Raw genomic sequence first — 12,192 nt, forward strand, 5'->3', positions numbered from 1 at the left:
TTAGTCACGAATATCATGTAATAAAAATTCATCAGCTCTTCATGGAGGCTACTATGAAAACTTTCATTTACATGGTGAGACATGGCGAATCACCGAAGACGGAAGGAAATGAAAGAACAAGAGGTTTGACTGATAAAGGCAAGTCAGATGCTTTTCAAATAACTGAATTATTGAGAGGAGAGGGGATCGAGGTTTTCGTTTCAAGTCCATATCAACGGGCAATCCTAACCATTCAAGAATTAGCTCAATGCTCAGGACAAGAAGTTTTAATATTCGAGGATCTTAAAGAAAGAATTTTTTCTAGTGAAGATAACCGAATCCCCGATGATGAATTATTCCCTTTGTTAGATAAGTCATTTTCTGATCCCAACTTTGCTTTAACGGGAGGAGAGTCTAATGCAGTTTGTCAGAACCGAAGTATAACAGTCTTAAAGGAATTGCTAAAAATCTACCGAGGACAGAAAGTCGCATTAGGCACTCATGGAGCTGTAATGACTTTAATGATGGAGTATTATGACAAGCAGTATGATTTGAATTTTTTACTACACACATCCAAACCAGACGTATACAGAATGGAATTCAATGATCAGGAATTAGTTGAGGTAAAAAGATTGTGGAACATGCCGTAATAGTTTGTGAGGAAAAGGTATAAGGACTATTCTTCAAAGAGAGACCACCCTTAAAAAAGGGATGGTCTCTCTTCAAAATTTTTCTTTTATAGCTATTGCGGTGAACCGTTAAGCAAATCTTCAGCTATTTTTACCAGGTCTTCTTTGCTCAGCGGGCTGTCCTGGTTATCAGATATGTTGTAGTGTAACCGTCTTTTTTCATCGAGCCATCCCAGTCGATTTTTTCCTACCTCCAAGGGCTTGCTTGTTTCGCTTGCTCTGATGTAATAGGCCTTGGTTCCTTTAATCATCAGTTCCTCAGCCGAATCCTGTTCATTTTGCATCACGGTCGTCTTTGTGACTTCGGGAGCGTATTTGGTGACGGCGATATTTACATAGTCATTTCCTCTCGCATACCGGGCGAGGGTGAAGTCTGACTTGTCCCAGCTCAGCTTTTGAATAAACAGATTTTCACCTTTCGGTGCAGCTTTAGCCTGTTGCGTCAGTTTATCCGTTAAAGCCCGATATTCCTCTTTGTTCATCATCCCAGGATATGCAGCGACTGGGTAGACGTATCCGAAATCAAACCGGTAGCCATTCGGCAGATGAGTGGGACTATGCAACAGCGGAGCTTCTGTCCGCTTGATTTCATCCTGCAGACTGCTGAAGCTAGAAAGTTCAGTCGGTTTGTAGGCAAACAGGACGGGATTAGACGAATTTTGTTGATTCATAGAATCGTCCTTAACGTAATAGGCGGCATACTCTCCAGGCTGTAGACGGTCTGTCACCTCTTCGTTCCACTGTGTGTAGGTGGTTGTATACGTTTTGGAAGCGTCCGTTTCGGCTGGTGTTTTGGCGGTATTTAATACGACATCGCCTTTACTGTTACGGAATTCCAGATATTGCGAAGCGGCGTATCCAGTCACAGAGGCGCTCAATACAAAAAGCAAGATCATGATAGGAGCGGTGATGCGCGGCTGAAGACGCATTTTTACAATGAGTCCCTTTTTGGATTTCGCCTTTTGGTAGACCTGTTCCATCACTTTATCAGAGACGTCAAAAGCTTGGATTTTTAGGACACTCTCTGGTTCTGTCAGCATGTCCATGTTTTTTAAGCCTCTGTCTTTTAGATCGGTGTATTTCAGGCCTTGTTCCTGAGTTCTGTCTTGTAATTCACGCATTTTGGGTCCTCCTCTATGGGCTCCATCATTTTTTTGAGCTTTGTTTTTGTTCTGCCGTATTTTTTCTTGATCGCTTCCTCGCTTTTGTTCATAATTTCCCTGATTTCTCCAAACGATTTTTCTTCAAAGATGCGCAGCACCAACAGGTTTCGCTCCTCTGCATTCAGTTGGTCCAATGCCCGGCTCAGCGGTTCACTGAAAAGCTGACGTTCCATAACCTGCGCAGCACTGTCTGAAGTCATGTTAGTTGAGGTGAACAGGGTCATTTTAAATTTGCGCTGTAATTTCTTCCTGCGAATCAGGTTCAGGCAGTGATGATAAGCCATTTTATACAGCCAGGAGGAGAAGCCCACTGTGGGCTTGTACATACTGATTTTCTCGAAAGCACTAACGAAAATATCCTGTACAGCCTCTTCCGCTTCTTGCTCACTTCCTAATATCCGCCAGCAGTACACAAAAATCTGACGCTGATACTCCTTTACAATGTAGGCGTAATCCTGGATCTCGCCAGCTTGGACCCGTTTAATTCTATATTCGATTTCCTCATTCAAAGATTTAGGCACCCCCTCTGATTAAAAAGAAAACTATATCTGTATAACAAATGAAGAGGACCGAAAGGGACACCTTTTCTAAAATTTTTTAAGTATTAATCAACTCTCTAAGAGAATACGATAAAGCAGAACAATTATCACCAACGTTGTTGATTTCATAGAGCTTGAATTTTTATTGTGGAAATAAATAGAATGATGAAATATACCTATCAAAAAAGTGGAAATAGATTGTAAAGAAAAAAGGAGATGGAAAATGGGGTTTTATGATAATAGAGAAAATGCTTTATTCCGCACTCTTCAAGAGCAAGTCATAACATTCAAACAATGGGGAGCTAGCATAGCTGAAAAACATGGAGAATGGGAAACGAATTATCTTTATTGGGATAAGCTTTATAATGCTGTTGAGGAAGTGTTAGAACATACTTCATTAGCTGAATGGCAGACAGAAGTTTATGAACTGATCTTATATACACTGGCAAGGGATAATGAAGTTGAGAATGTATTGCAGTTGTTAATTGTACAACCCAAAATATTTTTGTCTTTAGCCTACAGTGCAATTACATACTCTGATTACGAAGCCAGATGGCAAATAGCCTATGGATTAGGTGAAGTAAAAGGAATGAGGGATGAAGTAAATAGTCTTTTGTCTAAGCTCTCGAATGATGAGCACGAATATGTCAGAAGAAGGGCATTAATTGCATTGCAGAAAAAATGGAAAGATGAATTAAATGATCAAGAGATAAACTCGGCAATCCCGCCCGTATAGCTAACGAAAACCATCGGCTATGCTGGGCGGGATTGCCTCACCCTCTTTAATGCAGCGTATCTTCTACTTATTCCCTTTGCGTACCTTTAACAGCTTACCCTTTACGGTCGTATTCTTCATAATTTCAAGCACCAGTGGACCTTTACCATTCAGAATCTCAACATCTGTCGCATAATCCAGAATCGTAATGATTCCGATATCATCTGCGGTGACTCCGTCAAGCTTAGCGATGGTCCCCACGAAGTCGACAGCTCTGAGTTTTTTCTTCTTACCGCCGTTAAAGTTCAGCTTCATAATCTGTTGGTTTAATTGCTCGCGCTTATCTTTTTTGAGTGCGGTTTTTACATGCAGTTTCTGCTCAAAATCTTCTCTACGGAGATCAACAGCCTCTTCTGAGGGGGCCTTTACCTGCGGAATCGCGAATCCAATATATGCTTCAATATCAACTAATCTTCTGCCATCCTTAGGAGTGATGAGGGAAATGGCTTTCCCTGTTTTTCCAGCACGTCCCGTACGTCCTGTGCGGTGAACATAGCTTTCCTTCTCAAGGGGAATATCGTAGTTAATGACATGGGTGATATTCGTGATATCAATCCCTCTGGCGGCGACATCTGTCGCAATCAAGTAACGGAATTGACCCCTTCTGAATGCATTCATTACCTCAAATCGCTCGTCTTGCTCCATGCCACCATGAATGCGATCACATGGATATTCGAGATCAGCCAATGCTCTGAATAATGTATCTACATTCTCCTGCGTACGACAGAAAATAATGCAGCTGTCAGGATTCTCAACAATGAGCAGATCTTGCAGTAGTGCCAGCTTGTCTGACTCCTTCACCTGAATAAGAGAGTGATCAATTGTGGCGGTCGTTATACCAGTCGCTTTAATCTCAATTCTAACAGGATCTTTCATATATTTACGTGACAGTGTGGCTACATCCTCAGGGAAGGTAGCGGAGAATAGCATTGTAACCCGGTCACTAGGCAGCGCTTGAATAATCGACTGGACTTGCTCGATAAAGCCCATATTCAGCATCTCGTCAGCTTCATCAATCACGAGGTAGGCAATCCGATCTAACGATAGCGTGCCTCGTTCGATATGGTCCAGTACACGTCCTGGCGTACCTACAGCCACATGCGTTCTTTGTTTTAACTCAGCCTTTTGGATATGAAAAGGATGTTTTCCATAAAGGGGTGTTGCTTTTATCCGCTTAAAGCGTCCAATATTCGTGATGTCTTCGGTGACCTGTAACGCGAGTTCACGGGTTGGCGTCAGGATTAAAGCTTGGGGCTTATTCTCATTCCAATCTACTAGCTCACAAATTGGAATACCATATGCTGCTGTTTTGCCGCTACCTGTTTGCGATTTGGCGACAAGATCCTTCTTCTCAAGCGCAACAGGAATAACTTCCGTTTGAATCTCTGTTGGCGTCTCATAGCCCAAGCTATTGAGCGCTCTTACAATTTCTTCACTTAATGCGTAATCTGTAAAATGCTTCTGACTCATTTTCAACCTCTTCTGCGCTGTATTTGAATACCAATACATATATAATGTCATCGTGTATCGAACTTATACTCATCTAGTATACTCTATATCCAGGCTTACTCTAATACATATCCATGTTACTGTTTGTCTAATCGTATCCTTGGAGCGTTTAACGAAGGGCTCGTCCATTTTCTTGTGTATGGCATCTGATGTGTTGGTCGACTGAGCTATTTCGCAATTTAACGACCAACAAACTTTACCCCATATGGATCTACGTTGAACAATTTCATGGAGAATTACTTATCTTCAATTGTATCGGCATTTCCATATCCGCATGCGTGAAAACATGTGTTACGAACAAAGGGCACCCAATCGGGTGCCCTTTGAACTGCCGTTAGCGCGGAAAACCGTATCAAAAGTATTGTTACGATGAAAAGTGAACCCAATTTCTCCCTTGGACAGCATCCATCTTTTTAAAGAAAATTTGAGCGCGTTTATTCTCAGTAGAAGTTATCCAGGTCATATGAGCATACCCATGATTTTGTGAGTACTTTTGACATTCTAAAAAAAGCTGTGATTCTACTTCTGTATCTCTAAATGGTTCCAATACAAATAGGTCGTTCATAACGGTGATTTTGTCTGCTTTCATCGTGCTAAAGGTAAAGAATAATGTAGCAAAGCCGATTAATTCTCCATTTTGTTCCGCCACAAATTGTATACCGTTTTGCTGCTCAAAAAGGGTTTGAATCAAATTATGAATTTTTTCGATAGGTGGCCTAGGGTTTTGATAAAAACCAACGATGTATTCATACATTAACTCGGTTAAATTGTTTAAATCATCAGGCTTAGCGTTTCTTATTAAAAATGACATTAGATGTACTCCCTTTTCATTAGTTTTGAATTAATATATATCATAAAGTATATATATTCAAAATTAAGATCAGTGAAAGAATCTTTTGAACTCATGTAAATGCGAAGAAGTATGTAATATGGGCGCAACAAAGGCTGCCGAGAAAATGTATCCGGCAGCCTTTGTTGCGCTGAGGGACATGTGCGTCGAGAATACACCCATTCGGTAAAATTGAATTCACTCCGAATTACTTAAGAAGTGTAAGTGTCACCTCTATCGTGTTATCAATAAATGATCGTTCTGGACGAGACTTTATCATTACGGTTAGTCCAATTAACGATACGACTAGCGCCTGTGATACAGCCTTCGCATTGAGCCCGATCTCAAGCTCACCTGATTGTATACCTCGTTCAATGGTTTCTTGAAATATAACCGATAGGTACATTTGATGTTCCCTTGTAAGAATTTCAAACTTCTCATCATGGGGTGCAAGTTCAACCATTGTATTGATGCAAAAGCATCCTTTTCTAGGGTTTTCTGTATATTCCTCATCGACCACACCTTCAAAAAAAGCTCGAAATGCTTCTTTTACAGATGGTTTGCTTTGAAGCTTGGCTCGGATCAGAGAAGCACGGGACATCATGTATTTGCGCAGCGCAGCTTCGAACAATTCTTTTTTGCCTCCAAAAGTGGAGTATATACTAGGTCGTTGAATTTCCATTCTGGAAGTTAAATCACTCAGCGAGGTAGCTTCATATCCCTTCTCCCAAAATATTTGCATTGCTGCATCTAATACTTTATCTTCGTCAAATTCGCGGATTCGTCCCATAATCAATACCTCTCATTGCTCGTAATTTTATTCTTAACTCAATAGCTCTGATCATAATTGTCAGAGTTTTTTATTTGCGTACCAATTAGTATGTTATTATCTTATAATTAGCCTGTTATATTGTCAAATGCAGATTGGTTTATCGCACCAAGGAGATATCAGTATGAGGATAAAACAAAGTATTTTTACTATATTTATTGACAGTATTCTTTTTAATGAGTTATATTTACTGGGAAAAATATATTACCGATCGGTATGATATTTTATCGGTATTTGATTGTCATACAAAGAAAGCTATTAGAATAGGAGAGATGGACCATGGAGATAGGTATTACTTCGTTTGTAGAAACAAAGCCTGACGTTCAGACAGGTGAAGTGATAAGTCACGCACAGCGATTGCGCGAAGTTGTCGAGGAAATTATCCTTGCTGATCAAGTGGGACTTGATGTGTTTGGGGTAGGTGAGCATCATCGGAAGGATTATTCGGCATCTTCACCAGCAATTGTGCTGTCAGCGGCTGCAGCGCAGACGAAACGGATTCGGCTGACCAGTGCAGTCACAGTGCTTTCTTCAGCTGATCCCGTTCGCGTTTTTCAGGATTTTGCTACGCTGGATGGTATTTCGAATGGACGTGCGGAGATTATGGCGGGCCGAGGTTCCTTTATTGAATCTTTTCCACTGTTTGGCTATGACTTGGAAGACTATGATGAGCTGTTTGAACAACATTTGGAATTGCTTCTTAAAATACGGGAGTCCGAAAAAGTAACCTGGAAAGGCGGACATCGGCCAGCGATTAACAATTTGGGTGTGTATCCACGGCCGGTTCAGAATCCTTTACCGATATGGGTTGGCAGCGGGGGCAGGCAGGATTCTGCTATCCGTGCAGGTCTGTTAGGGCTGCCCTTGATGTTGGCGATCATTGGTGGAAATCCGATGAATTTTGCACCGCTTGTACAGCTTTATAAGAAGGCAGCAGCGCACGCTGGTCATGACGAATCGCAGCTTAAGGTTGGATCGCACTCGATAGGATTTGTTGGAGAGAATAATGAACGAGCTGCAGATACATATTTCCCTTCTACGATGGCAGGTATGAATAGATTAGGCAGGGAGCGGGGCTGGGCGCATTATGATCGTTCTAGCTACGATGCCGCGCGCAGCTTTGAAGGTGCGCTGTATGTTGGCGATCCTGAGACTGTTGCCCAGAAGATCATTCACCTTCGCAAACATGTAGGTGTTACACGCTTTATGCTGTATGTTCCGTTAAGTACAATGCCGCATGCCGAGGTGATGAGAGCCATTGAGCTGCTGGGAACAGAGGTAGCACCCCGAGTTCGGAAGGAAATAGCCCAGTGGGAAGCGGAGACGGAAAAAAGATTATAAAAACCAAACATAGGAGTGATTCACATGGATTTTGAAAATCGTTTGTACCCAGAATTTAGGTCGGTAATTGCACAATTTCCTGGATTTCAATTGGAAGAAAATTTAGAACTGAGTAGAAGCTATTTGTCGAGTCCTCCCATTGAGCAGTCGAAGCACGTACGCACGACAAGCCGGATGATTCCGAGCGTAGCAGGCGAGATATTAGTTAAAATCTACGAACCTGCCCAGCGAACTGACGTTAGGCTTCCGGCCATGCTGTGGATTCACGGGGGAGGCTATGTGATGGGGCATCCTGATATGGACGATGCTTTGTGCGAACGCTTCGTGCAGGCGGCCAAATGCGTCGTCGTATCGGTCGATTACCGACTTGCTCCCGAGCATCCCTACCCAGCTGCCATCGATGACTGTTATGCCGCTTTGACGTGGATGACCGATGAAGCTGAGCTGCTGGGCATCGACTTAGATCGAGTCGCAATTGCCGGAGCAAGTGGGGGCGGCGGTCTGACCGCAGCACTTGCTTTAATGGCCCGTGACAAAGGCGGGCCAGCCCTCATTTTCCAAATGCCGCTGTATCCGATGATCGATGACCGTAGTATTACGGCGTCAAGTCATGAGATTACGGCCGATAACGCACCATGGAACCGGAAGAACAACTTGGCGGCTTGGAACATGTACTTGGGGGATCGTACTGAAGACACCGAGGTGTCCCTATACGCTGTGCCGTCGAGAGCGGAATGCTTGGCTGGGCTACCGCCGACCTATACGTGCATTGGCCAGCTCGATCTGTTCCGAGATGAGACGATTGAATATGTGACACGCCTTGCCCAAGCTGGGGTAGACGTTGAATTCCATCTGTATCCCGGCACATTCCACAACTTTGAGGGGATGGTTCCGCAAGCAGAAGTAAGCCAACGTGCTAGCCAAAGTTATGTAGATGCAATTGCACGAGCCCTTAATTCTTAAACTATTAAATGGGCAGTCTCCAAAGTGATATGCTTCCAAAAAAGTAGACAGGTTAAATAATAAAACTTGCTACTGTAAGGGGAGCATATCACTTTTTGCAGTAATCTTTTTTGTCGTTTGATACGAGGCTAGATTTTAACCGAAACGATGTGTTAAAGGAGCATCAGGTGTTCAGTCGCCCCGCAATGATGTAAAGTTTTTCGGGTAAAATCTTTACTTTTACATGTAGCGGATAATAACCTTTCATTCTTATAATTGTAAATGTAAGCGATTTATTTAGAGTCGAGGATATTAAAAAACTATACGTATGAGGAGGAGATTGTATGTCGAAATTTAAAGTGGGCAAGTTGGTAAGCAGCTTGGCGTTGGCGGGTGTGTTGTTATCATCAGTTCTGATAAACCCGGCTAGTGCCAGTATGGCGAACGGTGACAAATTCCTCGGGAATATCATTGCTGGAAGTGTCCCTGCAAGTTTCGGAACATACTGGAACCAGGTGACGCCAGAGAATTCGACCAAATGGGGGTCGGTTGAAGGCAGTCGTAACAACATGAACTGGTCGCAGGCGGATACCGCCTACAATTATGCCCGTAACAATGGCTTCCCGTTCAAGTTCCATACATTGGTATGGGGTGCTCAGGAGCCAGGTTGGATTAGCGGACTGTCGGCTGCTGATCAGAAGGCGGAAGTGACCCAGTGGATTAAAGCAGCAGGCCAACGCTATCCGAATGCGGAGTTTATAGATGTGGTGAATGAGCCCCTGCATCAGAAGCCATCCTTCCGCAATGCCATAGGCGGTGACGGATCGACCGGATGGGATTGGGTCATATGGTCGTTCCAACAGGCAAGACAAGCCTTTCCAAATGCCAAGCTGATGATTAATGAATATGGAATTATCAACGATCCCTCGTTAACCGACCAATATGTCAATATTATTAATCAGCTCAAGAGCAGAGGCCTGATTGACGGAATTGGTATTCAATGCCACCAGTTTAGCATGGACACTGTTTCAGTTAACACGATGAACACTGTACTGAACAAACTGGCGGCAACAGGATTGCCAATCTATGTGTCGGAACTGGATATAACTGGCGACGACAACACCCAGCTTGCCAGATACAAGGAGAAATTTCCGGTATTATGGAAGCATTCCGCGGTGAAGGGAGTTACGCTCTGGGGATACATTCAGGGGCAAACCTGGATATCGAATACACATCTGCTGAACTCGAACGGCACGGAACGCCCCGCGCTCCAATGGCTGAGACAATATGTGCAGAGTTAAGCTATAGGTGGCACTTAAAACCCAACAGATGCGAAATTTTCCCAAATGTCTGGGCTGGGTAGATGTTTATTTGACGAAGTCTTGGCTGAAATGTTATACGCCCAAGGCTTCTTTTTATTTAGCTTAAACCTAACGTATCAAAACCTAATCCAACTCAATTAGGCTTACATACCCAATCCATAACTTTAACCCACTTGAAATAAAACCGTCTGGACGGTATAGTAAAGAGGGGTGATCAATATGAGTACAACTAAAAAAACATTAAAAAGAGAATTAATTCTTAAAGCGGCCTCCATGATTGTGCACGAAGAAGGAGTAGAGAAGTTAACGTTAGAAGCGGTGGCTAAGAAAGCGGGAATAAGTAAAGGAGGATTGCTTTACCATTTTCCGAATAAGGATGAATTGGTTTTGGGAATGGTTGAGCAACTATCGACCAGCTTTGTCTCCGAATTTAATGAGAGAGCAGAAAACGATATGCATTCCAAAGGAAGATGGACTCGCGCTTATATGAATACATCATTTTCTGGCGATCGGAATGCAAGTGACCTGTATACCGCTCTTTCAGCAGCACAGTTTACGAACCCTCAAATGCTAAAGTTACTTCAGGACGAGTATGAGAATATCCAAAACAAAATTGAAAACGACGAATTGGATCCCGTTCGTTCCACGATAGTCCGATTAGCTATAGACGGTTTGTGGTTTGCCGAAATGTTTGGGCTTGCTCCTCCTAATGAGGAAATGAGGCAAAAAATGATGGAAGAATTGAAGACATATATAAAGGAGAATGAATAATGGCTTATCTTTTCTTGGCAATCTCTATTGTTGGTGAACTTATTGGAACTTCAATGCTTAAAGCTTCAGAAGGTTTTACCAGATTGTATCCGACTCTATTCACAATTGTTGCGTTTGTGATCTCTTTCTTCTTTATCTCTCTATCCCTTAAGACGCTTCCTTTAAATATGACTTATGCCATCTGGTCAGGTGTAGGGGCTGTTGCTACAACGCTTATTTCAGTATTGATTTGGAAAGAAAAAATCAATACAGGAAGTATCGCAGGTATTGCTTTAATTGTTATTGGCGTGGTGGTACTGAACCTATTTGGTGCAGGACATGGTGAGGCAAAAGCTACAACAGAAGCAACTAGTCCAATCGTTCAAAAATGAGATAAAGATTTTCGGACCGAGGATATAAACACGCTTGAAGGCATAAGGGCATTCGTCGAGAAAGTTCTTGTGCCGCACGGCGTGAGGGTATGAATTTTTAGTCATTTAAATTTTTTTGATTGAATTGCAGATATAATAAGTCTATAATGTCGATTGTAGGGTGTTTCATATTTACCACCATACGGAAGCAAGGTGTAGATATTAGTAGACTTTAAAATCTAATTAGTAGAAGGGAAGTCTAATTAATGACCCAGTCTTTATTTGATCCCGAAGTATGGAAGGCTGCTTGGATAAACGATCCGGAAGCTGGTGTAAATCGAATGCTTAGAGCGGGAACGGTACCGGCTCATTCGTTTGATGATATGGCAAGGGCAAGAAGCTTCCACAAGCAGGCATTTAATGAAGAGGGAATAAAGAGAACAGCCAGAATTATGGGATGGCTAAGGACACAGGGACTTACCATTAAAGACTCCTCTATCCTGGATATTGGTGCTGCCTCGGGTGTCTTCAGTATTCCTTTTGCAGAGGAAGGGGCAAATGTTACTGCCGTTGAGCCTTCAGGACCGTTGACAGCCTTAATGGAAGAGAGTATTAAGCCATCGATAAAGGAAAACATTAAAATCGTGCGGGAACAATTTGAGGAGTTATCTATTGAGACGAACGGATGGCAAAACAAATTTAATCTGGTGTTTGCATCCATGTGTCCAGCCATTTTCGGTTGGGAAATGGTAGAGAAGGCGCTCGCCTGTGCCAGCCAGTTTTGTTACATCAGTACGAGTGCTGGGCCTAAGGAGCATAGTCTGATTCAGGAATTGCGCCCTGTAGTCGGAATAAAAGAGGACCTAGTACAAACGTCAGATATGGCATATATCATCCAACTATTAAATATATATGGCTATTCTTTTCAAACCCTGATTACTCGTGAAACCCAAACGGTAATGATGTCGGTGGACGAGGCGGTAAAACATACATTAGGCTGGTTCTCATTCTTCGGGATGCCGACAGATGAACAGTCATTACAGAAGGCCGAAACTTATTTAAGAAGGACGTACGCAGGAAAGAGAATTCCTGTTCAGCAAGGAGGACGCTTTGGTAAAGTTCTGGTCCGTATAAAGAATCACCACATGTATTAA

At 42.7% G+C, this 12,192-nt stretch carries 13 protein-coding genes; 8 read left to right on the forward strand and 5 right to left on the reverse strand.

The window, feature by feature from the left end; all coding sequences use genetic code 11:
• The first annotated feature begins 53 nt into the window (after positions 1-53).
• On the forward strand, positions 54-629 hold the full coding sequence (locus tag MKX59_RS00910) for a histidine phosphatase family protein (protein WP_023991073.1): 576 nt from the start codon (positions 54-56) through the stop codon (positions 627-629).
• Between the two features lie 92 nt (positions 630-721).
• Here the strand turns inward: MKX59_RS00910 and MKX59_RS00915 are convergent, their stop codons facing one another.
• Together MKX59_RS00915 and MKX59_RS00920 are read right to left on the reverse strand one after the other, a co-directional pair.
• The gene (locus MKX59_RS00915) at positions 722-1,789 is read right to left on the reverse strand and encodes a DUF4367 domain-containing protein (protein WP_023991072.1); all 1,068 of its coding nucleotides are present in this window, start codon (positions 1,787-1,789) and stop codon (positions 722-724) included.
• On the reverse strand, positions 1,750-2,340 hold the full coding sequence (locus tag MKX59_RS00920; RefSeq protein WP_076295173.1) for an RNA polymerase sigma factor: 591 nt from the start codon (positions 2,338-2,340) through the stop codon (positions 1,750-1,752). Before MKX59_RS00920 ends, MKX59_RS00915 begins: the two co-directional genes overlap by 40 nt.
• 253 nt (positions 2,341-2,593) lie before the next feature.
• Here MKX59_RS00920 and MKX59_RS00925 point away from each other — a divergent pair, with 253 nt between their 5' ends.
• Positions 2,594-3,106 carry a HEAT repeat domain-containing protein gene (locus MKX59_RS00925; protein ID WP_028540941.1) on the forward strand — a complete coding sequence of 171 codons (513 nt, stop codon included), beginning with the start codon at positions 2,594-2,596 and terminating at the stop codon, positions 3,104-3,106.
• Positions 3,107-3,169: 63 nt separating this feature from the next.
• Here the strand turns inward: MKX59_RS00925 and MKX59_RS00930 are convergent, their stop codons facing one another.
• From MKX59_RS00930 to MKX59_RS00940, 3 genes are all read right to left on the reverse strand, one after another.
• On the reverse strand, positions 3,170-4,615 hold the full coding sequence (locus MKX59_RS00930; protein WP_340857342.1) for a DEAD/DEAH box helicase: 1,446 nt from the start codon (positions 4,613-4,615) through the stop codon (positions 3,170-3,172).
• A gap of 403 nt (positions 4,616-5,018) precedes the next feature.
• A complete protein-coding gene (locus MKX59_RS00935; RefSeq protein ID WP_023991068.1) occupies positions 5,019-5,465 on the reverse strand; it encodes a GNAT family N-acetyltransferase in 447 nt (148 codons plus the stop codon).
• Between the two features lie 226 nt (positions 5,466-5,691).
• Complete coding sequence (locus MKX59_RS00940) at positions 5,692-6,273, reverse strand: TetR/AcrR family transcriptional regulator (RefSeq protein WP_023991067.1); 582 nt, start codon at positions 6,271-6,273, stop codon at positions 5,692-5,694.
• Between the two features lie 318 nt (positions 6,274-6,591).
• Between MKX59_RS00940 and MKX59_RS00945 the strand changes: the two genes are divergently transcribed.
• The 6 genes from MKX59_RS00945 to MKX59_RS00970 all read left to right on the forward strand — a co-directional run bounded on the left by MKX59_RS00945 (position 6,592) and on the right by MKX59_RS00970 (position 12,192).
• On the forward strand, positions 6,592-7,653 hold the full coding sequence (locus tag MKX59_RS00945; protein ID WP_071558013.1) for an LLM class flavin-dependent oxidoreductase: 1,062 nt from the start codon (positions 6,592-6,594) through the stop codon (positions 7,651-7,653).
• Positions 7,654-7,677: 24 nt separating this feature from the next.
• A complete protein-coding gene (locus tag MKX59_RS00950) occupies positions 7,678-8,616 on the forward strand; it encodes an alpha/beta hydrolase (RefSeq protein WP_071558014.1) in 939 nt (312 codons plus the stop codon).
• Positions 8,617-8,939: 323 nt separating this feature from the next.
• The gene (locus MKX59_RS00955; RefSeq protein ID WP_071558015.1) at positions 8,940-9,896 is read left to right on the forward strand and encodes an endo-1,4-beta-xylanase; all 957 of its coding nucleotides are present in this window, start codon (positions 8,940-8,942) and stop codon (positions 9,894-9,896) included.
• A gap of 240 nt (positions 9,897-10,136) precedes the next feature.
• Entirely contained in the window at positions 10,137-10,688 is a 552-nt protein-coding gene (locus tag MKX59_RS00960; protein ID WP_340857347.1) for a TetR/AcrR family transcriptional regulator, read from the forward strand.
• Entirely contained in the window at positions 10,688-11,059 is a 372-nt protein-coding gene (locus MKX59_RS00965) for a DMT family transporter (protein WP_071558016.1), read from the forward strand. The genes MKX59_RS00960 and MKX59_RS00965 overlap by 1 nt, the downstream gene beginning before the upstream one ends.
• Positions 11,060-11,304: 245 nt before the next feature.
• Positions 11,305-12,192, forward strand: a complete 888-nt coding sequence (locus MKX59_RS00970) for a class I SAM-dependent methyltransferase (RefSeq protein WP_340857349.1) — start codon at positions 11,305-11,307, stop codon at positions 12,190-12,192.

This window comes from Paenibacillus sp. FSL R7-0340, from assembly GCF_038002205.1.
Classification (GTDB): Bacteria; Bacillota; Bacilli; order Paenibacillales; family Paenibacillaceae; genus Paenibacillus; species Paenibacillus polymyxa_B.

What these genes read in the sequence shown, in the direction of transcription:
- MKX59_RS00910 (WP_023991073.1), top strand. Translation starts at nt 54, where the DNA reads ATGAAAACTTTCATTTACATGGTGAGACATGGCGAATCACCGAAGACG.
- MKX59_RS00915 (WP_023991072.1), bottom strand. Translation starts at nt 1,789, where the DNA reads ATGCGTGAATTACAAGACAGAACTCAGGAACAAGGCCTGAAATACACC.
- MKX59_RS00925 (WP_028540941.1), top strand. Translation starts at nt 2,594, where the DNA reads ATGGGGTTTTATGATAATAGAGAAAATGCTTTATTCCGCACTCTTCAA.
- MKX59_RS00930 (WP_340857342.1), bottom strand. Translation starts at nt 4,615, where the DNA reads ATGAGTCAGAAGCATTTTACAGATTACGCATTAAGTGAAGAAATTGTA.
- MKX59_RS00935 (WP_023991068.1), bottom strand. Translation starts at nt 5,465, where the DNA reads ATGTCATTTTTAATAAGAAACGCTAAGCCTGATGATTTAAACAATTTA.
- MKX59_RS00940 (WP_023991067.1), bottom strand. Translation starts at nt 6,273, where the DNA reads ATGGGACGAATCCGCGAATTTGACGAAGATAAAGTATTAGATGCAGCA.
- MKX59_RS00945 (WP_071558013.1), top strand. Translation starts at nt 6,592, where the DNA reads ATGGAGATAGGTATTACTTCGTTTGTAGAAACAAAGCCTGACGTTCAG.
- MKX59_RS00950 (WP_071558014.1), top strand. Translation starts at nt 7,678, where the DNA reads ATGGATTTTGAAAATCGTTTGTACCCAGAATTTAGGTCGGTAATTGCA.
- MKX59_RS00955 (WP_071558015.1), top strand. Translation starts at nt 8,940, where the DNA reads ATGTCGAAATTTAAAGTGGGCAAGTTGGTAAGCAGCTTGGCGTTGGCG.
- MKX59_RS00960 (WP_340857347.1), top strand. Translation starts at nt 10,137, where the DNA reads ATGAGTACAACTAAAAAAACATTAAAAAGAGAATTAATTCTTAAAGCG.
- MKX59_RS00965 (WP_071558016.1), top strand. Translation starts at nt 10,688, where the DNA reads ATGGCTTATCTTTTCTTGGCAATCTCTATTGTTGGTGAACTTATTGGA.
- MKX59_RS00970 (WP_340857349.1), top strand. Translation starts at nt 11,305, where the DNA reads ATGACCCAGTCTTTATTTGATCCCGAAGTATGGAAGGCTGCTTGGATA.